This is a genomic window from Streptomyces sp. NPDC001443 (assembly GCF_053597355.1).
This window is the reverse complement of the sequence record NZ_JBSFIA010000019.1, coordinates 132,342-152,781: the sequence shown is the minus strand read 5'-3', so window position 1 is coordinate 152,781 and position 20,440 is coordinate 132,342. Positions and strand designations below refer to the sequence as shown.

At 72.9% G+C, this 20,440-nt stretch carries 16 protein-coding genes and 1 pseudogene; 12 read left to right on the top strand and 5 right to left on the bottom strand.

Annotation, left to right across the window (positions count from 1 at the left end):
• Both ACWC24_RS21175 and ACWC24_RS21170 read left to right on the top strand, forming a co-directional pair.
• Positions 1-724: pseudogene (locus ACWC24_RS21175) on the top strand (hypothetical protein); the annotation flags it as partial.
• Positions 706-1,596, top strand: coding sequence for a hypothetical protein (locus ACWC24_RS21170; protein WP_450664373.1), 891 nt, complete (start codon positions 706-708; stop codon positions 1,594-1,596). The pseudogene ACWC24_RS21175 and the gene ACWC24_RS21170, both read left to right, overlap by 19 nt.
• Before the next feature lie 103 nt (positions 1,597-1,699).
• Here the strand turns inward: ACWC24_RS21170 and ACWC24_RS21165 are convergent, their stop codons facing one another.
• Positions 1,700-2,986, bottom strand: coding sequence for a DUF1015 family protein (locus ACWC24_RS21165; RefSeq protein ID WP_450664372.1), 1,287 nt, complete (start codon positions 2,984-2,986; stop codon positions 1,700-1,702).
• 71 nt (positions 2,987-3,057) lie between these two features.
• Between ACWC24_RS21165 and ACWC24_RS21160 the strand changes: the two genes are divergently transcribed.
• From ACWC24_RS21160 to ACWC24_RS21145, 4 genes are read left to right on the top strand one after another with little or no spacing between them, the layout of a single operon-like run.
• Positions 3,058-4,086 (top strand): HAD hydrolase-like protein, encoded by a 1,029-nt coding sequence (locus ACWC24_RS21160; RefSeq protein ID WP_450664371.1) that lies wholly within the window; start codon positions 3,058-3,060, stop codon positions 4,084-4,086.
• A 60-nt stretch (positions 4,087-4,146) separates the two neighbouring features.
• On the top strand, positions 4,147-5,190 hold the full coding sequence (locus tag ACWC24_RS21155) for a FecCD family ABC transporter permease (protein ID WP_450664370.1): 1,044 nt from the start codon (positions 4,147-4,149) through the stop codon (positions 5,188-5,190).
• Positions 5,191-5,198: 8 nt separating this feature from the next.
• Positions 5,199-6,281, top strand: coding sequence for a FecCD family ABC transporter permease (locus ACWC24_RS21150; RefSeq protein WP_450664381.1), 1,083 nt, complete (start codon positions 5,199-5,201; stop codon positions 6,279-6,281).
• Positions 6,278-7,144 carry an ABC transporter ATP-binding protein gene (locus ACWC24_RS21145; protein ID WP_450664369.1) on the top strand — a complete coding sequence of 289 codons (867 nt, stop codon included), beginning with the start codon at positions 6,278-6,280 and terminating at the stop codon, positions 7,142-7,144. The genes ACWC24_RS21150 and ACWC24_RS21145 overlap by 4 nt, the downstream gene beginning before the upstream one ends.
• Positions 7,145-7,216: 72 nt before the next feature.
• Here ACWC24_RS21145 and ACWC24_RS21140 read toward each other — a convergent pair whose 3' ends face one another.
• On the bottom strand, positions 7,217-7,564 hold the full coding sequence (locus ACWC24_RS21140; RefSeq protein ID WP_450664368.1) for a sterol-binding protein: 348 nt from the start codon (positions 7,562-7,564) through the stop codon (positions 7,217-7,219).
• Positions 7,565-7,606: 42 nt separating this feature from the next.
• Between ACWC24_RS21140 and ACWC24_RS21135 the strand changes: the two genes are divergently transcribed.
• From ACWC24_RS21135 to ACWC24_RS21115, 5 genes are all read left to right on the top strand, one after another.
• Positions 7,607-7,897: a hypothetical protein gene (locus ACWC24_RS21135; protein ID WP_450664367.1), complete on the top strand. Its 291-nt coding sequence runs from the start codon at positions 7,607-7,609 to the stop codon at positions 7,895-7,897.
• Positions 7,898-7,974: 77 nt separating this feature from the next.
• Positions 7,975-8,790 carry a TlyA family RNA methyltransferase gene (locus ACWC24_RS21130; protein ID WP_450664366.1) on the top strand — a complete coding sequence of 272 codons (816 nt, stop codon included), beginning with the start codon at positions 7,975-7,977 and terminating at the stop codon, positions 8,788-8,790.
• Positions 8,787-9,692, top strand: a complete 906-nt coding sequence (locus ACWC24_RS21125) for an NAD kinase (protein WP_152889669.1) — start codon at positions 8,787-8,789, stop codon at positions 9,690-9,692. Before ACWC24_RS21130 ends, ACWC24_RS21125 begins: the two co-directional genes overlap by 4 nt.
• 180 nt (positions 9,693-9,872) lie before the next feature.
• Entirely contained in the window at positions 9,873-11,624 is a 1,752-nt protein-coding gene (gene recN / locus ACWC24_RS21120) for a DNA repair protein RecN (protein WP_450664365.1), read from the top strand.
• Between the two features lie 384 nt (positions 11,625-12,008).
• Complete coding sequence (locus ACWC24_RS21115; protein ID WP_450664364.1) at positions 12,009-13,145, top strand: glycosyltransferase family 4 protein; 1,137 nt, start codon at positions 12,009-12,011, stop codon at positions 13,143-13,145.
• 11 nt (positions 13,146-13,156) lie between these two features.
• Here the strand turns inward: ACWC24_RS21115 and ACWC24_RS21110 are convergent, their stop codons facing one another.
• The 3 genes from ACWC24_RS21110 to ACWC24_RS21100 all read right to left on the bottom strand — a co-directional run bounded on the left by ACWC24_RS21110 (position 13,157) and on the right by ACWC24_RS21100 (position 18,204).
• Complete coding sequence (locus ACWC24_RS21110) at positions 13,157-14,836, bottom strand: PucR family transcriptional regulator (protein ID WP_450664363.1); 1,680 nt, start codon at positions 14,834-14,836, stop codon at positions 13,157-13,159.
• Between the two features lie 108 nt (positions 14,837-14,944).
• Positions 14,945-16,327 carry an FAD-binding protein gene (locus ACWC24_RS21105; RefSeq protein WP_450664362.1) on the bottom strand — a complete coding sequence of 461 codons (1,383 nt, stop codon included), beginning with the start codon at positions 16,325-16,327 and terminating at the stop codon, positions 14,945-14,947.
• A gap of 71 nt (positions 16,328-16,398) precedes the next feature.
• A complete protein-coding gene (locus tag ACWC24_RS21100; protein ID WP_450664361.1) occupies positions 16,399-18,204 on the bottom strand; it encodes a glycoside hydrolase family 15 protein in 1,806 nt (601 codons plus the stop codon).
• A gap of 536 nt (positions 18,205-18,740) precedes the next feature.
• Here ACWC24_RS21100 and ACWC24_RS21095 point away from each other — a divergent pair.
• The gene (locus ACWC24_RS21095; RefSeq protein WP_450664360.1) at positions 18,741-20,405 is read left to right on the top strand and encodes a CTP synthase; all 1,665 of its coding nucleotides are present in this window, start codon (positions 18,741-18,743) and stop codon (positions 20,403-20,405) included.
• The last annotated feature ends 35 nt before the right edge of the window (positions 20,406-20,440 follow it).

Here is a 20,440-nt window from a genome sequence, read left to right as displayed (position 1 = left end):
CGCGGTGACCGTCCGGCGTTCCGTCGTGACGATCGCGGTGATTTCCGCCGTGACGACCGCCGTGACGACCGGCGGGATGACCGCCGGGATGACCGGCGTGACGACCGTGGGTCTCGTCCGGCGTACCAGCGTGACGACCGTTCGGGCGGTCCGCGCCGTGATGACCGCGGTGAGCGTCCCCCCTTCCGCCGTGACGACCGGCGCGACGACCGCGGTGGCGGCTACGGCCGGCGTGACGACCGTCCGGGCGGCGAGCGCGGTGGCTTCCGTCGCGATGACCGTGGTGAGCGTCCGCCCTTCCGTCGTGACGACCGCGGTGACCGTCCGGCGTTCCGTCGTGACGATCGCGGTGATTTCCGCCGTGACGACCGCCGTGACGACCGTGGTGACTTCCGTCGTGACGACCGGCGTGGCGAGGACCGTGGAGACCGTGGCGGCTACGGCCGTCGGGACGACAGCCGCGGCGACCGCGGTGGGTTCCAGGGGCGGGACGACCGCGGCAGCCGTGGTCCCCGCCGTGACGACCGACGCGATGACCGCTCCGGCCGTCCCGGCGGTTTCCGTGGCCGTGACGACCGGCGGGACGACCGCCGTGACGACCGGCGCGGTGGCGGGCGTTTCCGCGACGAGCGGGACCGGGACCGTGAGCCGATCAAGCGGCTGCCGATCGCGGAGGACGTCACCGGCGACGAGATCGACGCGGACGTGCGGCAGGAGCTGCTGAGCCTGCCCAAGTCGCTCGCCGAGGACGTCGCCAAGAACCTGGTGATGGTCGCGCGGCTGATCGACGAGGAGCCCGAGCGCGCCTACGCCTACTCGCGGATCGCCCTGCGGCTCGCCTCCCGTGTCGCGGCCGTGCGCGAGGCGGCCGGCTTCGCCGCGTACGCGAACCAGAAGTACAGCGAGGCCCTCGCCGAGTTCCGTGCCGCGCGTCGGATGACCGGCACCGTCGAGCTGTGGCCCGTCATGGCCGACTGCGAGCGTGGGCTCGGGCGGCCGGAGAAGGCCCTCGACATGGCCGGCGCCCCCGAGGTGCACAAGCTCGACAAGGCCGGTCAGGTCGAGATGCGGCTCGTCGCGGCCGGCGCCCGGCGTGACATGGGGCAGCTCGAGGCGGCCATCGTGACGCTTCAGAGCCCGGAGCTGGCCTCCAGCTCCGTGCAGCCGTGGACCGCGCGACTGCGGTACGCGTACGCCGACGCGCTGCTGGCCGTCGAGCGGCGCGACGAGGCACGGGAGTGGTTCGCGAAGGCCGTCGAGGCCGACCGGGACGGCAGCACGGACGCCTCCGACCGGCTCGCCGAGCTGGACGGGGTGGAGTTCGTCGACGCCCTCGACGACAACGAGGACGAGTCCCGGGAGGAGCCCCGGGGCCGCTCCGCGGCGGACGCCGATGTCGATGACGACGAGGATGACGACAGCTACATCGACGACAGCGACGACGACCTGAGCGACGACGAGCCGCTCGACGACACGGACGACGACGCCTCCGAGGACGAGGCCGACGACGAGGCCGAGGACGAGGCCGACGACGAGGTCGAGGTCGAAGGCAAGGTTCACGACGAGGCCGACGCGAAGGCTGTCGACAAGGACTGACCTGCGGCAGCGCCTGCAGCAGTGAGTGAGGGCGGGATCCCGGTGACGGGGCCCCGCCCTTTCGTGTGTCCGGAGTCGGTGTCAGGGGCCGGTGCCCGGACGGTCAGGACTCCAGCGTGCGCAGTACCAGGCCCGACGCGGGCTTCGGGCCGAAGGACGTCGACTTGCGGGGCATGGTGACGCCCTGCCGGGCCAGGTCGCGGACGACCTCCTCGCGGACCGGGTGCATCAGGACGGCCGTACCGCCGTTCCGCTCCGCCTTCTCGACGGTGGCGGCCGTGTCGTGGATGTAGGCGATATGGGCGGGGGAGTCCTCGGGGACGCGCCAGACGTGTTCGAGGAGCGTGGCGTGCAGGACCGTGCCGTCCAGGGTGCGCCAGAGCGCGGGGCGGTCCGCGGGGACCGTCCGGGCCAGGAGCCCCGGGTCCGGCTGGTCGACCAGATGGAAGGAGCCGTCGCCGGCCAGCAGGAACGCGTTGCCCGCTTCGGCCGCTTCGGCGAGTGCCTTCAGGGCGTCCGGCAGCGGGACGTCGAGGCGCCGGACGCGGAAGAGGCCGTGCAGGGCCGCCAGGGCGTCGGCGATCGGGAGGGTGTGCAGGAGCCGGTGGATCGCGCGGACGCGCAGCGGGTAGCGGAGCGTGTCGACGAGGAGGACGAGACCGTAGTCCCAGGGTCCGGGCGAGCGATGCTCCGCGCGTAGACGCAGATACGTCGCCCAGCGGTGGTGACCGTCGGCGATCAGGGCCTGGTGCTGGGAGAGATCCGTCTGGACACGGGCCAGCTCGGTGGGGTCGGTGATCGACCAGAGGCGGTGGCCGTAACCGTCCTCGGTGGTCGTCGACAGAAGTGGTTCCCGCTCGGCGGTGCGCTCGATGGCGTCGGCGGTGTCGCCGTCGCCGCGGTAGGTCAGCAGGAGCGGTTCGAGGTTCGCGGAGGTGGCGCGCATGAGGGCGGCGCGGTCCGCGACGATGTGCGGCATCACGTCCTCGTGCGGCAGCACCACGCCCTCCGCCGGCTCGGTCAGCCGCAGGGCGCCGATCAGGCCGCGCTGGAGCAGGCGGCCGGCGTCGTCGCTCTGCTCGTAGACGTAGAGGCCCGGCTCGGAGTCCGCGGTCAGGATGCCCTCGTCCAGCCAGCGGTGCAGGGTGTCGGCCGCGCGTTCGTTGCGGGCCGAGGGGGTGGTGTCCTGCGGGAGGATCAGCCGGACGATGTTGTGCGGATCGGCCGACTGAAGGTGGTACACGCCGTCGGGCCGTACGACCACGTCGTACGGGGGCGACGTCACGGCTGCCAGGCTGCCGACCCGGTCGGGGTCGTAGCGCAGGCCTTGGAACGGGGTGAGTTCCAGGCCTCGGCGCGCCGTTGCTTCCGAGTGACCTGCAAGGTTCATCCAGGCATCGTACGTGTGCCAGTCGCATGAGAGATGATCTGGGAAAGGGATCGATCGAGGAGCGATGCGGAATGAGCCGGAGCGTCAGGACAAGGCCCGAGGGCAGTGGGCAGGCCCTGAGCAAGGCGTACGACACGGCGCTGCTCGATCTGGACGGGGTGGTGTACGCGGGCGGGCAGGCGATCGCGTACGCGGTGGAGTCGCTGGCCACGACCCGTGCCGGTGGCATGCACCTGGCGTACGTCACGAACAACGCGCTGCGCACGCCGGACGCGGTGGCCGGGCATCTGACCGAGTTGGGGATCCCGACGGAGGCGGGCGACGTCATCACGTCGGCGCAGGCGGTGGCGCGGCTGATCAGCGAGCAGGTGCCGGCCGGCTCCCGGGTGCTGGTGATCGGCGGGGAGGGGCTGCGGGTCGCCCTGCGTGAGCGCGGCCTGGAGCCCGTGGAGTCGGCCGACGACGAGCCGGCGGCCGTGGTGCAGGGGTACGGCGGGCCGGATCTGACCTGGGGACGTTTCGCGGAGGCTTCCTACGCCGTCGCGCGCGGGGTGCCGTGGTTCGCGTCCAACACCGATCTGACGATTCCCAGCGGACGCGGTATCGCGCCGGGCAACGGTGCCGCGGTGCAGGTCGTGCGGATCGCGACGGGCGCCGAACCGCAGGTGGCGGGCAAGCCGTTGCCGCCGATGCACCGGGAGACGATCCTGCGGACCGGTGCCGAACGGCCGTTGGTGGTGGGGGACCGGCTGGACACGGACATCGAGGGCGCGTTCAAGGGGGAAGTCGACTCCCTGCTCGTGCTGACCGGGGTGACCGACGGCGCGCAGCTGCTCGCCGCCCCGCCGCAGCACCGGCCGACGTACGTCGACGCGGATCTGCGCGGGCTGTTGACCGGGCAGCCGGAGGTCGAGGAAGAGGGGCAGGGCTTCCGCTGCGGCGGCTGGACGGCGACCGCGGGAGCCGAGAGCCTGGAACTGACCGGTGACGGTGAGGCCCTGGACGGACTGCGCGCGCTGTGCGCGGCGGCCTGGACCGCGGCCGGGGACGGCTCGTGCACGCTGGACGGCGGAAAGGCGCTGGCACGGCTGGGGTTGTGAGCCCGGCCGGTGAACCACCGGCCGTCGAGGGAAAATAGGAGGGTAGGCTAACCTAACCACGTGTTGGTCGACAGTCCTCCTCAGCAGCGCGCGGAGACCGCCCCCGCGCCCCCAACCCGCCGGGCGATACGCAGCTTCGGGCTGCTCCTGTCCGCCGCGGTCCTGGCGCTCGTCGCGATGGCGAGCATCGCGATCGGGGCGAAAGAGCTGTCCCTGGAGCAGGTGTGGCACGGCCTGTTCACCAGTACCGGAACCTACGGCGACGTCGTGGTCGACGAGCGGCTGTCGCGGACCCTCCTCGGGCTGCTCGCCGGCGCGGCGCTCGGTCTGTCGGGGGCCGTCCTCCAGGCGCTGACCCGCAACCCGCTCGCCGACCCCGGGCTGCTCGGCATCAACGCGGGCGCGTCCGCCGCGGTCGTCACGGCGATCACCTACTTCGGTGTCACCAGCCTGAGCGGCTACGTGTGGTTCGCCTTCCTCGGCGCGGCCGCCGTGGGCGCGCTGGTGTGGTTCCTCGGCGGCAGCCGGGGTGCCACTCCGGTGCGGCTCGCGCTGGCCGGCACCGCGATCAGCGCCGCGCTGTACGGCTATGTCCAGGCCGTGATGATCATGGACAAGGCGGCGCTGGGCCGGATGCGCTTCTGGACGGTCGGGTCGCTGTCGACGGCGACCGACTCGACCATCGCCCAGGTGCTGCCGTTCTTCGCCGTCGGCACCCTGCTCGCGCTCGCGCTCGCCCGGCCGCTCAACGCGATGTCCATGGGCGACGACACCGCCAAGGCGCTGGGCGCCCATCTCAACCGCACCCGGGCGCTGTCCATGCTCGCGGCCACCGTGCTCTGCGGAGCGGCGACCGCCGCCTGTGGGCCCATCGTGTTCGTCGGGCTGATGGTGCCGCACATCGTGCGCTCCTTCACCGGCCCCGACATGCGCTGGATCATGCCGTACGCCGCCGTCCTGTCGCCCGTGCTGCTGCTCGGCGCGGACGTCGTCGGCCGGATGGTCGTGCGTCCCTCGGAACTCCAGGTCGGCATCGTCACCGCGCTCGTCGGCGGCCCGGTCTTCATCTTTCTCGTACGACGACGCAGGACGGCGCAGCTGTGAGGACGGCAGTGAAGAACTCCCGGGCCACCAAGGCGAACCGGACCTCCGGCGCGAACCGGGCCACCCGCGCGCTGCGCACGCCGGGCGGCCTCTCCCTCCGGCTGGACGTGCGCGCGCTCGTCGTCGTCGTGCTGCTGCTGGCCGCCGCGCTCGCCGCGAGCGTGGTCCTGATCGGCACCGGCGACTTCCCGATCCCGCCCGGCGACGTCCTCAAGACGCTCGCGGGGAACGGCACGCCGGGGCAGGACTTCATCGTCAACGAACTCCGGCTGCCGCGGGTCCTGGTCGGCCTCCTGGTGGGCGCCTCGCTGGGGCTCGGGGGCGCGCTGTTCCAGTCCATCTCCCGCAATCCGCTGGGCAGTCCGGACGTCCTGGGGCTCGGGCAGGGGGCGACGGCCGGCGCGCTCGTGGTGATCGTGCTGCTGTCCGGGGACGCCACCGAGGTCACCCTCGGCGCGCTCGTCGGCGGTCTGCTGACCGGCCTCGCCATCTACCTGCTGTCCTGGCGACAGGGCGTGCACGGCTACCGGCTGGTGCTGGTCGGCATCGGCGTGTCGGCCGTCGTCACGGCGGTCAACGGCTATCTGCTGACCAAGTCCGACATCGTGGACGCGGCCCGTGCCGTCGTCTGGATGACCGGTTCCCTCGACGGTCGCGACTGGGAACAGGTCTGGCCGCTGCTCGGTCTGTGCGCGGTGCTCGTGCCGCTCGTCCTCGCCAACGCCCGCGGGCTGCGGATGACGGAGATGGGCGACGACGTGGCAGGCGCCCTCGGGGTGCGGGTGGAGCGGGTACGGCTGCTGCTGATGGTGGCCGCCGTGCTGCTCACCGCGACCGCCACCGCCGCCGCGGGACCCGTCAGCTTCGTGGCGCTGACCGCGCCGCAGCTCGCCCGGCGGCTGACCCGGTCCCCCGGGCCGAACCTCGTGCCGTCGCTGTGCATGGGCGCCACCCTCCTGGTCACCGCCGACTGGGCCTCGCAGCGGGCCTTCGGCGCCGAACAGCTGCCCGTGGGCGTGGTGACCGGTGTGCTCGGCGGTGTCTACCTGCTGTGGCTGCTGGTCACCGAGCGCAGGGCGGGCCGGATATGAGCACCGCAGCCACCCCCACCGGCGGACCGAACAACCCGAGGAGCACCGTGAACCGCCTGTCCGCAGAGAACGTCACCCTCGCCTACGACCAGCGGGTCATCGCCGAACAGCTGTCGGTGGAGATCCCCGACAACTCCTTCACGGTGATCGTCGGCCCGAACGCGTGCGGCAAGTCGACGCTGCTGCGGGCGCTGTCGCGGATGCTGAAGCCGAGCGAGGGCCGGGTGCTGCTCGACGGGCAGGTCATCCAGTCGATGCCCGCGAAGAAGGTCGCGCGCACGCTGGGCCTGCTGCCGCAGTCGTCGATCGCGCCGGACGGGATCACCGTCGCAGATCTGGTGGGCCGCGGCCGTTACCCGCATCAGGGGCTGCTGCGCCAGTGGTCGGCCGAGGACGAGCGGGTCGTGCAGGAGTCCATGGCGCAGACCGGCATCGCCGAACTCGCCGAGCGCTATGTCGACGAGCTCTCCGGCGGCCAGCGCCAGCGCGTGTGGATCGCGATGGCGCTCGCCCAGCAGACGCCGCTGCTGCTGCTCGACGAGCCGACGACCTATCTGGACATCCAGCACCAGATCGACGTGCTCGACCTCTGCGCCCAGCTCCACGAGGAGCAGGGCCGCACGCTGGTCGCCGTGCTGCACGACCTCAACCACGCGGCCCGGTACGCCACCCATCTCATCGCGTTGCGCGGCGGGCGGGTCATCGCCCAGGGCGCGCCCGGCGAGGTCGTCACGGCCGCGCTGGTCGAGGAGGTCTTCGGGCTGCGCTGCCAGGTCATCGACGACCCCGAGACGGGGACGCCGCTGGTGGTCCCGGCGGCGCGCAGGGCCCGTACCGAGGCGAAGGCCGCCGCCCCGCGGTAGAGGGCGCGGCTTCGGGAGGTCCCGGGCCAGGGGAGGTTCAGGCGGCCGGCGGAGGCCCGGACGGGTGAGCCGCTACAGGAGCTTCCTGAGCCGGAACAGGTCGAGCAGGCCCGCCTCCAGCTTCACCCGGCCCGAGCCCCAGGCCTTGGCGAAGTTCAGCCTGCCGTCGACCAGCGCCACCAGGTCGTCGCCGGCCATGGCCAGCCGGATCTCGGCCTTCTTGCGCGGCGGGCCGGGATGGGTGTCGAGCACCTCGATCCGGCCGCCGGCGAGCCGCCCGGCGAAGGTGACGTCCAGGTCGGTGATGCGACAGCTCACCGAACGGTCCAGGGCGGCGGCCTCACGGACGTCGCCCTCGGCGCCTCCCATGGACTCGGAGAGCTTCTCGAGCGCGGTGCGGCACTCCTCGATGGTGGCCATGGTGATCGACGGTACCGCAGCGGTTCGGGGTAGCGTCGGGGCATGACCGACTCCGTGCCCGAGGCCGCGACCCCGACGGACGCGGCGACCGCGCAGGCCGCGCCGATGTCCGACCCCGCCGCCCCCGCTCCGCTGGAGGTCTCCCGCGTCCCCACCGGCAACCCCGAGGTGGACGCGCTGCTGGAGCGGCTCGGTGACGCCGATCACCTCGCCGCCGACGGACACGTCGAGGTGTACGAGGATGTGCACCGGGGGCTGCGGGACGCACTCACCGCGCTCGACGCCCGCCCGGGACTGCCCGCTCCCACCCGTCCCCCGGCCGCCACCGCGTAATGAGATCCTTCGGGTCTCACCTTTCGACCGCCGTACGGTACGACCGCCGTACGGGATGACGAGGAGCTGAACCGAACGTGGCAGGAGTCGCACGCCGCCGTCTGGACGCGGAGCTGGTCCGCAGGAAGCTCGCGCGCTCGCGCGAGCACGCCAGCCAGCTGATCGCCGCGGGCCGGGTGACGGTCGGCAAGACCGTCGCGACCAAGCCCGCCACCCAGGTGGAGACCGCGGCGGCGATCGTCGTCGCGTCCGACGACGGCGACCCCGAGTACGTCTCGCGCGGCGGCCACAAGCTCGCCGGGGCGCTCGCCGCCTTCGTGCCGCAGGGGCTGGCCGTCGAGGGACGGCGGGCGCTGGACGCGGGCGCGTCCACCGGCGGCTTCACCGACGTACTGCTGCGGACGGGAGCCGCGCACGTCGTCGCCGTGGACGTGGGTTACGGACAACTCGCGTGGTCTCTCCAGAGCGATGAACGCGTCACCGTCAAGGACCGTACGAACGTACGCGAGTTGACGCTTGAAGCGATCGATGGGGAACCTGTGGATCTTGTCGTGGGCGATCTGTCCTTCATCCCGCTCGGGCTGGTGCTGCCGGCCCTGGCGCGGTGCGTGAAGCCGGACGCCGACCTGGTGATGATGGTCAAGCCGCAGTTCGAGGTGGGGAAGGAACGGCTGGGGAGCGGGGGTGTCGTACGGAGTCCGCAGCTACGGGCGGAGGCCGTGCGGGGCGTGGCGCAGAAGGCGTGGGAGCTGGGGCTCGGGGTGAAGGGTGTCACCGCCAGTCCGTTGCCCGGTCCCTCGGGCAACGTCGAGTACTTTCTGTGGCTGCGTGCCGGAGCTCCCGAACTGGACCCGGCCGACGTCGACCGTGCAGTGGCGGAGGGGCCGCGTTGACAGAGAACCGAGCTCGTACTGTTTTCCTGCTCGCCCACACCGGGCGGCCCGCGGCCATCCGCAGTGCCGAACTCGTGGTGAAGGGGCTGCTGCGGGCCGGCGTGGGCGTCAGGGTGCTGGAGTACGAGGCCGCCGACCTGCCGCTCCCGGACGAGGTGGAGCTGGTCGCGGAGGCCACCCCGCAGTGCCTGGAGGGCTGCGAGCTGCTGATCGTCCTCGGCGGTGACGGCACCCTGCTGCGCGGCGCCGAGTTCGCGCGGGCGTCCGGGGTGCCGATGCTCGGCGTGAACCTGGGCAGCGTCGGGTTCCTCGCGGAGGCCGAGCGCGACGACCTCGACAAGGTCGTCGACCGGGTGGTGACCAAGGCGTACGAGGTCGAGGAGCGGATGACCGTCGACGTCGTCGTGCACCGCAACGGCGACATCGTGCACACCGACTGGGCGCTGAACGAGGCGGCCGTGCAGAAGGCCGGCGCCGAGAAGCTGCTCGAGGTCGTGCTGGAGATCGACGGGCGGCCGGTGACCGGGTTCGGCTGCGACGGGATCGTGCTGTCGACCCCGACCGGATCGACGGCGTACGCCTTCTCGGCGGGCGGGCCGGTGGTGTGGCCCGAGGTCGAGGCGCTGCTGATGGTGCCGATCAGCGCGCACGCGCTGTTCGCGAAGCCGCTGGTCACCTCGCCGAACTCGGTGCTGGCGGTCGAGGTGCTGCCGCACGTCCCGCCCGGTGTCCTGTGGTGCGACGGCCGGCGGACGGTCGAGCTGCCGCCCGGGGCGCGGGTGGAGGTGCGGCGCGGGGCGGTGCCCGTGCGCCTGGCCCGGCTGCACCACGCGTCGTTCACCGACCGGCTGGTGGCGAAGTTCGCGCTGCCCGTGTCGGGGTGGCGAGGGGCCCGGCAGTAGTACGGTCCCGGTGCCCCGGTCGACGCCGGGGCACCGCATCCGTGCCTCGTCCGGGACCGGGTGGACCGGATCGCCTCGTGGGAGCGCGGAGGCCGCGAGCACAACGAGGATTGCCCCGGGCAGGTAACGCTCGGCACTCGTTGCAGGGGGCGGCGTCGCACACGGCCCGGAAAACCTCGTATGGTCGGGTGCGTGTTGGAGGAAATGCGGATACGGTCACTCGGGGTCATCGACGACGCTGTCGTCGAGTTGTCGCCCGGGTTCACCGCGGTCACCGGTGAGACGGGTGCGGGCAAGACCATGGTGGTCACCAGCCTGGGACTGCTCCTCGGCGGGCGCGCGGACCCGGCGCTCGTGCGGATCGGGGCGAAGAACGCGGTCGTGGAGGGGCGGATCTCCGTACCCGCGCACACGGCCGCGATCGTGCGCGCGGAGGAGGCGGGGGCCGAGCTCGACGACGGGGCTCTGCTGATCAGCCGTACCGTTTCCGCGGAGGGGCGCTCGCGGGCCCATCTGGGCGGGCGGAGCGTGCCCGTCGGGATGCTCGCCGAACTCGCCGACGAACTGGTCGCCGTCCACGGGCAGACCGACCAGCAGGGGCTGCTGAAGCTCTCGCGGCAGCGGGCCGCGCTCGACCGGTACGCGGGCGACGCCGTCACGGGACCGCTCGCCAAGTACACGGAGGCCTACCGACGGCTGCGGGCCGTCGCCGTCGAGCTCGACGAGATCGTCACCCGGGCGCGTGAGCGGGCCCAGGAGGCCGACATGCTGCGCTACGGCCTCGACGAGGTCGCGGGCGTCGAGCCGCGTGCCGGTGAGGACGTGGAGCTCGCCGAGGAGGCGGAGCGGCTCGGGCACGCGGAGGCGCTGTCGTCGGCCGCCACGGCCGCACACGCCGCTCTCGCGGGCAACCCGGAGGATCCCGAGGGCATCGACGCCGCCACGCTCGTGGCGGGCGCCCAGCGGGCTCTGGAGGCCGTACGGTCGCACGACCCCGCGCTGGCCGCGCTCACCGACCGGATCGGGGAGATCGGGATCCTGCTGGGCGACGTGGCCGGGGAGCTGGCGGGCTACGCCGACGACCTGGACGCCGACCCGCTGCGGCTGGCGGCCGTCGAGGAGCGCCGGGCCGCGCTCACCGCGCTGACCCGCAAGTACGGCCGGGACGGCCAGGACATCGCTTCCGTGCTGGCCTGGGCCGAGCAGGGCGCCGGCCGGCTGACCGAACTGGACGGCGACGACGAGCGGATCGGCGAGCTGACCGCCGAGCGGGACGCGCTGCGGACCGAACTGGGCGGGCTCGCCCAGGCGCTGACGGACGCCCGGACGGAGGCGGCCGAGCGGTTCGCGGCCGCCGTGACCGCAGAGCTGGCCTCGCTGGCCATGCCCCACGCGCGCGTGTCGTTCGACCTGCGCCAGACGGAGGACGCCGAGGGCGTCGAGGTCGGCGGACGCACGGTCGCGTACGGGCCGTCCGGCGCCGACGAGGTGGAGCTGCTGCTGGCCCCGCACCCGGGTGCCCCGCCGCGGCCCATCGCCAAGGGCGCGTCCGGCGGTGAGCTCTCGCGCGTGATGCTGGCGGTCGAGGTCGTGTTCGCCGGCACGGACCCGGTGCCGACGTACCTCTTCGACGAGGTCGACGCCGGCGTCGGCGGCAAGGCGGCGGTGGAGATCGGACGTCGGCTGGCCCGGCTCGCGAAGAGCGCGCAGGTCGTCGTCGTCACCCATCTGCCGCAGGTGGCGGCCTTCGCGGACCGGCAGTTGCTGGTGGAGAAGACCAACGACGGATCGGTGACCCGCTCCGGCGTGAAGGTGCTCGAAGGGGAGGACCGGATCAGGGAGTTGTCCCGGATGCTGGCCGGCCAGGAGGACTCGCAGACGGCACGGGCCCATGCGGAGGAACTGCTCGCGGCGGCCCGCGCGGACGCGTAGCGCTCCGCTCGGGCGCTTCGCCGGGGAGGTCCGGCTGCGGCTTTGCCGGGGAGCTCCGGCCGAGCGGACCGGCCGGGCGTCGAGCCCGGTCGGGCGGGGTCCGACGCCCGGGTCCGCTCCGGTGCCGCACCTGCCCGGCAGCCGGACGCGCTGCCGGGCCGCGGGTGCCGCAGGGCCGTACCCGGCCACGGCGGATTCACTCGGGTGAGTGACGCGTGCGGGCGGGCGGGGCGCGGCCGGAACCGTCGGGGTTCCCGGAACACCCGTACGTCCTGGCATCCTTGGCGTAGGACATGAGAGGGAATCGCGCGGTTCACCACCCGCGCCCGATCCTTCTGTATTTTCGTCGTGACCGTCCGACGCCGAACCAGGAGCCCCGGCCGCGTGAGCCCCGTCAGCCGCCCCTCATCGCACGGCCGGTCGCCGCTGCGTACCGTGCAGGTGCTGGGCGGAGGCAACGCCGGCAGTAGCACACATGTGCGATCCCTGGCTTCGGGGCTCGCCGCGCGGGGCGTGCGGGTCACGGTGTGCGCCCCCGTCGAGGCCGATCACCTCTACGACTTCACGGGCGCCGGCGCCGAACACGTGCACGTGCCGCGCAGCAGCGACCCGGGGGCGGTCGCCGCGCTCCGGGCGGCCTGCACGGACGCCGACCTGGTGCACGCGCACGGGCTGCACGCCTCCTTCCGGGCCGTGCTCGCCCTCAGCGGACGGCACACCCCGCTCGTCGTCACCTGGCACGACCGCGCGTACGCCGAGGGCGCCCGCGCCCATCTCGTACGACTGCTGGAGCGCCGGGTGGTGCGGGCCGCCACCGTGGTGCTCGGCACCACCTCGACCCTCGTGGACCGGGCCCGTCGTACGGGCGCCCGGGACGCGCGGCTCGCCGCGGTCGCGCTGCCCGGGCCCGGCGGTCCGGCCGAGCCGGACGACCCCGACCGGCACCGCTCCAAGGTCCGGGCCGAACTCGGCGCCACCGGCCGCCCGTTGCTGATGGCCGTCGGCTCCCTGGAGCCGCACCGGGGGTACCGCGTGCTGCTGGACGCCGCGCGGGCCTGGCGGGGGCTCGACCCGGAACCGCTGGTCGTCGTCGCGGGGGAGGGCCCGCTGCGGGCCGAGCTCCAGCGCCGTATCGAGGACGAGGCACTGCCGGTGCGGCTCGTCGGCCGCCGCGACGACGTGGGCGAGCTGATCGCCGCGGCCGACCTGGCGTTGCTGACCGGCCGGTGGGAGGCGCGGTCCGTGTTCGCGCAGGAGGCACTGCGGGCCCGCGTCCCGCTCGTCGCGACCGACGTCGGCGGGACCCCCGAACTCGTCGGCGACGCGGCCGAACTGGTCCCGTACGGTGACGCCGAGGCTCTCTGCGACGCCGTACTGCGCCTGCTGGGCGACCCCGGGCGCCGGGCGCTGCTGGCCGACAAGGGGCTCCGGCAGGCGGTCACTTGGCCGACGGAGGACGAGACGGTCAACCAGGTGCTCAGTGTCTACGACGAGTTGACGCGGCCGACGCCGCTGCCCTGAGCGGCCGCCGCTCAGGGCACATGCCGGCGCGCCCGCAGGGCCAGGCTCAACACCAGGACCGTCTGCGGGTCGTCGAGGTCCGTACCCAGCAACTCGCCGATGCGGGCGAGGCGGTTGTACAGCGTCTGGCGGTTGAGATGGAGTTCGCGGGCCGTCTCCGCCTTGCGGCCCGTATGGGCGAGATACGTCTCCAGCGTCGGCAGCAGCGGCGGCTTGGCGCGGTTGTCGTGCTCGCGCAGCGGGCCGATCGCGCGGTCCACGAAGGCCGCCAGGTCGGGATGGTCCCGCAGGCGCCACAGCAGCAGGTCGATGTCGAGGCGGCGGGCGTCGTACCAGGGGCGGCCGGGCAGCCCCTGGGCCGCGGTCGCCGTCTCCGCCGCGTGCCGCAGGCCCGCCGACGCCGCCGCCCAGCCGCCGGACATCCCGACGACCACGACCGGCTGCGGCGCTCCCGGCCGCTGCATCCCGGCCCGTTCCACCCCGGCCCGCAGCGCCGCCGCGACCCGGTCGGCGACCGCCGCCCGCTCCGACTCCGAGCGCAGGCCCAGCAGCAGCGGGACCCGGCCCTCGACGGGGCGTACGCCCAGCAGGACCGGCACTCCCACGGACGCCAGCTCCTCGGCGACCGCGCGCGCCAGCACCGCCCAGCCGCCGCCCGGGGAGAGTGCGTCGCCCAGCCGCATGACCACCGGCAGCAGGGGGCTGTCGCCCGGCTTGAAGCCCAGGACGCGGGCCTGCGCGGGGGCGTCCGCCGCGGCGACGCGGCCCTCGGCGAGATCGGTCAGGAAGTCGCCGCGGCCGCGCGCCGCCAGCTCCTCCTCCTGGCGGGCCTGCATCAGGACCACGGCGAGGATGCCCGCGGCCCGTTCGGCGGCGATCCGGTGCACGGGGGCGAGCGGGCCGAGCACGGGCAGCAGCACCAGCCGGGCCCGTACCGAGCCGGCGCCCGGCCCCCCGCCGGGCACGTCGACGAGCACCGAGCCCGACGGCGGCGGTGTGTCCTTGTGCTGGCCGCGCAGCCCCTCCCACACCTGGAGCGGATCCGCGCCCTCGGGGCCCGCCCCGGCGGCGTACAGGAGCCGTCCGTCGGTCGTCTCCAGGAAGACCGGGTTGCCGCTGAAGTCGGCCAGGATGCCGAGGACCTGGGGGATCCCGCCGCCGCCCAGCAGGGCCTCGGTACATCGGCGATGCACCTCCTCGGCCCGCTGGAGCAGGGCGTAGTGACCGTTGACGATCTCCGTGTGGATCTCCTCGGTGACCGCCACGAACGGCACCTCGCGGTGGAGCTGGACCAGCGGGAGACCGGCTGTCTGCGCGGTCTCGACCAGGGCGGCGGGCAGCCGGGCGAAGCGCGGGCCGAGCTCGACGACCAGGGCCGCGATGCCGCGGTCGGCGAGGGTGCGCACGAACGCGCGCTGGTCGGCGGGACGGGTGCCGATCCCGTACCCGGTGGTCAGCAGCAGCTCGCCGCCCTTGAGCAGCGAGGCGATGTTGGGCACCTCGCCCGCGTGCACCCAGCGCACGGTCCGCGACAGCCGGTCGGCGCCCGCGAGGACCTCCGGGAGCCCGCTGCGCAGTCCCGGCAGCTCCAGCGCCCGCTGCACGGTGATCCCGGCGCCCTGGCTGTCGAATCGTCGGTCCCGGGGGCCGTCCGCGCGGCCGTCCGGGTGATGCTCGGTGCTGCTGTCCATGCACGGACGCTACCTGCGCGGACGTCCGGGCGACATCCCCGCCCTGGTCCCGGCCCGCCCCGGCCGCCCCGGCCGCCCCGGCCCGGCGCGGGCCGGGACCCGCGGAGCTCAGAGCGGCCGGATGTTGTGGTTGAACCGGAAGACGTTGTCCGGGTCGTACCGCCGCTTCAGTTCGCCGAGCCGCCGGCCGTTCTCGGCGCCGAGGCCGGCCTCCACCCGCTCCGTGCCCTCGTCGCCGATGAAGTTGAGGTAGACCGCGCCGGTGCTCCACGGCCGGACGGCGTCCCGCACCCCGCGCACCCACGCCACGGCCCGCTCGTCGTCGGCGGGGTCCTCCCAGACCCCGAACGGGTGCACCGCCCACGGCGCGTCCCGGTAGGGCACCGGGTACTGCGCGGGCCCCTCGGCGATCGCGCCGCCCTGCGGGAACAGCACGTGGCGGGTGCCGGTCGGCACGGGCACGGTGTCCGCGAGGGCGCAGAAGACGTCCACCAGCTCGTCGGGCAGGCTCGCCGGGTACTCCGCCGACCAGTAGTTCCGCATCCCCGGCGGATCGTCGAACATGGTCTGGAAGTCGGCGTACGGCAGCTCGGCCACCACCTCCCCCTCGTGCGGCAGCGCCAGCAGCGGCTGGGCGAGCTTGCGCATGGCCTCCTCGGCGCCCGCGTACGTCAGCAGCGCGACGCACACGAGCCGGCCGACCAGGGGCGGCGGCACGAACTCCTCCGGCGGGCCGGTCAGGTACATCGCAACACCGCCCGCCTCGTGCGGAGCGGACTCGATGACGTCGCGGTAGGTGCGCACCACCTCCGGGCCGAACTCGGGGAGGTACAGCAGCACTGCGGCCGAGAACCGGGGCAGTTCATGGACTTTCAGGGTGAGCGCGGTGGCGACGCCGAAGTTGCCGCCGCCGCCGTGCAGGGCCCAGAACAGCTCGGGGTTCTCGTCGTCGCTCGCGTGGATCCGGGAGCCGTCGGCGGTGACCAGCTCGACACCCAGCAGATTGTCGACGGCCAGGCCGCACCAGCGGTCCAGCCAGCCGGTGCCGCCGCCCAGCACGAAGCCGCTGACCCCGGTGGTCGAGACCCGGCCGCCGGTCGTGGCCAGAGCGTGGGGCCGGGTGGCGCGGTCCAGATGGCTCATGGTGGCGCCGCCGCCGAGCCGTACGGCCTCGGCCGCCGGATCGACGGTCACCTCGTGCATCCGGCGCAGATCGACGACGAGCGCGTTGTCGCCGAGCGCCATGCCCGCCACGCTGTGTCCGCCGCCGCGCACCGCGACATGCAGGTCCAGATCCCTCGCGAAGCGCACCGCCCGGACGACATCGGCCTCGTCGGCGCACTGCGCGATGACGGCCGGGCGCCGGTCGATCATGGCGTTGAAAACGGTCCGGGCCGTGTCGTAGCCCTCGTCCCCCGGGGCGAACACCTCGCCCGAGAGGTCCGCGCGCAGCGCTGCGAGGGCAGTGGCCGCCTTCGATGGGGGAGCCATGGCCGCCCCCCTTCCCGATAGGGGTGTCTGTCCCCATCCAGCGTAGGAGGGAGGCGGCCGCGCGGTCCGGTTCAGCCCGCGTACGCCCCGGACGCCGTCAGGCGCAGTGCCGTGTCGATCAGCGGGACGTGGCTGAAGGCCTGCGGGAAGTTGCCGACCTGACGCTGGAGGCGCGGGTCCCACTCCTCCGCGAGCAGGCCCAGGTCGTTGCGCAGGGCGAGCAGCCGTTCGAACAGCTTGCGGGCCTCGTCGACGCGGCCGATCATCGCGAGGTCGTCCGCCATCCAGAACGAGCAGGCGAGGAAGGCGCCCTCGTCGCCCGGGAGCCCGTCGACGCCCTCCTGGTTGCCGTCGGTCGGGTAGCGCAGGATGAAGCCGTCCGAGGTGGACAGCTCGCGCTGGATCGCCTCGATCGTGCCGATCACGCGCTTGTCGTCCGGCGGCAGGAAGCCCATCTGCGGGATCAGCAGCAGCGCGGCGTCCAGCTCCTTCGAGCCGTACGACTGGGTGAAGGTGTTGCGCTCCTTGTCGTAGCCCCGCTCGCAGACGTCCCGGTGGATGTCCTCGCGCAGCTGGCGCCACTTCTCCAGCGGGCCGTTCGCGTCCCCGGACTCGATCAGCTTGATCGTGCGGTCGACGGCGACCCAGGCCATCACCTTGGAGTGCACGAAGTGGCGGCGCGGGCCGCGCACCTCCCAGATGCCCTCGTCCGGCTCGTCCCAGTGGTCCTCCAGGTAGCGGATCAGCTTGAGCTGGAGCAGGGAGGCGTAGTCGTTGCGGGCCAGGCCTGTCATATGGGCCAGGTGCAGGGCCTCGGTGACCTCTCCGTACACGTCGAGCTGGAGCTGGTTCGCGGCGCCGTTGCCGACCCGGACCGGGCTGGAGTTCTCGTACCCCGGCAGCCAGTCCAGCTCGGCCTCGCCGAGCTCGCGCTCGCCCGCGATGCCGTACATGATCTGGAGGTTCTCCGGGTCGCCGGCGACGGCCCGCAGCAGCCACTCGCGCCAGGCGCGGGCCTCCTCGCGGTAGCCGGTGCGCAGCAGCGAGGAGAGGGTGATGGCCGCGTCGCGCAGCCAGGTGTAGCGGTAGTCCCAGTTGCGCACCCCGCCGATCTCCTCCGGCAGGGAGGTGGTGGGGGCCGCGACGATGCCGCCGGTGGGCGCGTAGGTGAGGGCCTTGAGCGTGATCAGCGAGCGGACCACGGCCTCACGGTAGGGGCCGTGGTACGTACAGTGGTCCACCCATTCGCGCCAGAACTCCTCGGTCGCCTCCAGCGCCTGCTCCGGCTCCGGCAGCCCGGGCGCGGCGTGGTGCGAGGGCTGCCACGACAGGGTGAAGGTGATCCGGTCGCCGGGGGAGACCGTGAAGTCCGTGTACGTCGTCAGCGACTCGCCGTAGGTCTCCGCGTCGGTGTCGAACCACACCGAGTCGGGGCCCGCGACGGCCACGGTGCGTCCGTCGCGCCGGTGCACCCACGGCACCACACGGCCGTAGGAGAAACGCATCCGGAGGGTCGACTGCACCGGGACGCGGCCCGAGACGCCTTCCACGATCCGGATGAGCTGCGGGGCGGCGTTCTCGCGCGGGGGCATGAAGTCGATCACCCGGATGGTGCCGCGCGGGGTGTCCCACTCGGACTCCAGGATCAGCGAGTCGCCGCGGTAGGTCCGCCGGTCCGCCGGGGGCGGCGGGGTGTCGGTGCTGCCGGCCGGGCCCAACCGCCAGAACCCGTGTTCCTCGGTGCCGAGCAGACCGGCGAAGATGGCATGCGAGTCGAAGCGGGGCAGGCACAGCCAGTCGACGGTGCCGTCCCGGCAGACCAGCGCCGCTGTCTGCATGTCTCCGATGAGTGCGTAGTCCTCGATGCGCCCGGCCACGTGTAACTCCAGTCGAACGGCCACGTCACCCCACGCGAATGGGGCGGTCGCCAGTGCGGTCAAAGGGTTGTTTCTCGTGTGTTGTTGAGCGGTGAAGCAAAGCAGTCGCTCAGCCGTGAGGCAAAGCGCCGATTGTTGTTCAACAACGATTGTTGTTCAACGAGCTGACGAGCTCTCGTTGTTCCGATGTCGAGGGGGCGAGGGGTGGTGCCCTGGTGTCGGGCCGGGCTCGGCAGCGAGTGTCCGAGCAGGATACGACGCACGTAGATGATCTGCGTGCTGCTCCGGACAACGCGCCTGAGCCGAACGGGTGAGGAGCAGGTGACGGGCCCGTGTCCGGCTCCGTGTCGGTGCGTGCGCGAAGCGTTGCCGGAAGCCATCTCCCCCAGGCGCTGATACCCTGGTAGCCCGTGGACCGGTGGGCAGGAAACCCCCGAACCGCAGCGACGGCGCCTCCCCGGAAACCGGAAATCCCCGGTCCGGACAGCAGCCGCACCGCACCCCCAGAACGCGACCACGGGAGCCCCCTCTTGGCCATGACGCCCAAATCCACGACGACCAAGCACATCTTCGTCACCGGGGGTGTCGCCTCCTCGCTCGGCAAGGGCCTGACGGCGTCCAGCCTCGGGATGCTGCTGAAGGCCCGGGGCCTGCGCGTGGTGATGCAGAAGCTCGACCCGTACCTGAACGTCGACCCCGGCACGATGAACCCCTTCCAGCACGGCGAGGTGTTCGTCACCAACGACGGTGCCGAGACCGACCTGGACATCGGACACTACGAGCGTTTCCTCGACCGTGACTTGGACGGCTCCGCCAACGTCACTACAGGCCAGGTGTACTCGACCGTCATCGCCAAGGAGCGGCGCGGCGAGTACCTGGGCGACACGGTGCAGGTCATCCCGCACATCACCAACGAGATCAAGCACCGCATCCGCCGGATGGCCACCGACGCGGTCGACGTCGTCATCACCGAGGTCGGCGGCACGGTCGGCGACATCGAGTCGCTGCCGTTCCTGGAGACGGTCCGCCAGGTCCGCCACGAGGTCGGCCGGGACAACGTCTTCGTCGTCCACATCTCGCTCCTGCCCTACATCGGCCCCTCGGGCGAGCTGAAGACCAAGCCGACCCAGCACTCGGTCGCGGCGCTGCGCAACATCGGTATCCAGCCGGACGCCATCGTCCTGCGCTGCGACCGCGAGGTCCCCACCGCGATCAAGCGCAAGATCTCGCTGATGTGCGACGTCGACGAGGACGCGGTCGTGGCCTGCCCCGACGCGCGCTCCATCTACGACATCCCGAAGACCGTGCACGGCGAGGGCCTGGACGCCTATGTCGTCCGCAAGCTGGACCTGCCGTTCCGTGACGTGGACTGGACGACGTGGGACGACCTGCTCGACCGCGTCCACAACCCCGAGCACGAGATCACCCTGGCGCTGGTCGGCAAGTACATCGACCTGCCCGACGCCTACCTCTCGGTCACCGAGGCGCTGCGCGCCGGCGGTTTCGCCAACCGGGCCCGGGTGAAGATCAAGTGGGTCACGTCCGACGACTGCAAGACCCCGGCCGGCGCCGCCGCGCAGCTCGGCGACGTCGACGGCATCTGCATCCCCGGCGGCTTCGGCGACCGCGGTGTGCTCGGCAAGGTCGGCGCGATCCGCTACGCCCGCGAGAACCGCATCCCGCTGCTGGGCCTGTGCCTGGGCCTGCAGTGCATCGTGATCGAGGCGGCCCGCAACCTCGCCGACATCCCCGACGCCAACTCCACCGAGTTCGACTCGGGCACCGGCCACCCGGTCATCTCGACCATGGCCGAGCAGCTCGACATCGTCGCCGGCGAGGGCGACATGGGCGGCACCATGCGACTGGGCATGTACCCGGCCAAGCTGGCCGAGGGCTCGATCGTGCGCGAGGTGTACGACGGCAAGGAGTACGTCGAGGAGCGCCACCGCCACCGCTACGAGGTGAACAACGCCTACCGCGCGGAGCTGGAGAAGAAGGCCGGCATCCTCTTCTCGGGCACCTCGCCCGACGGCAAGCTCGTCGAGTACGTCGAGTACCCGCGTGACGTCCACCCCTACCTGGTCGCCACCCAGGCGCACCCGGAGCTGCGCTCGCGGCCGACCCGCCCGCACCCGCTGTTCGCGGGCCTGGTGAAGGCGGCCGTGCAGCGCAAGGTCGCGGCAGGGCAGGATTCCGAGTAACACACCGGTTGTACGGTTGCCGGGGTGCAGACCCT

Coding starts and splice junctions, on each gene's coding strand:
- ACWC24_RS21145 (WP_450664369.1), top strand. CDS start 6,278: ATGAGCACCGCAGCCACCCCCACCGGCGGACCGAACAACCCGAGGAGC.
- ACWC24_RS21135 (WP_450664367.1), top strand. CDS start 7,607: ATGACCGACTCCGTGCCCGAGGCCGCGACCCCGACGGACGCGGCGACC.
- ACWC24_RS21095 (WP_450664360.1), top strand. CDS start 18,741: ATGACGCCCAAATCCACGACGACCAAGCACATCTTCGTCACCGGGGGT.
- ACWC24_RS21110 (WP_450664363.1), bottom strand. CDS start 14,836: ATGGACAGCAGCACCGAGCATCACCCGGACGGCCGCGCGGACGGCCCC.
- ACWC24_RS21165 (WP_450664372.1), bottom strand. CDS start 2,986: ATGAACCTTGCAGGTCACTCGGAAGCAACGGCGCGCCGAGGCCTGGAA.
- ACWC24_RS21160 (WP_450664371.1), top strand. CDS start 3,058: ATGAGCCGGAGCGTCAGGACAAGGCCCGAGGGCAGTGGGCAGGCCCTG.
- ACWC24_RS21105 (WP_450664362.1), bottom strand. CDS start 16,327: ATGGCTCCCCCATCGAAGGCGGCCACTGCCCTCGCAGCGCTGCGCGCG.
- ACWC24_RS21140 (WP_450664368.1), bottom strand. CDS start 7,564: ATGGCCACCATCGAGGAGTGCCGCACCGCGCTCGAGAAGCTCTCCGAG.
- recN (WP_450664365.1), top strand. CDS start 9,873: ATGGTCGGGTGCGTGTTGGAGGAAATGCGGATACGGTCACTCGGGGTC.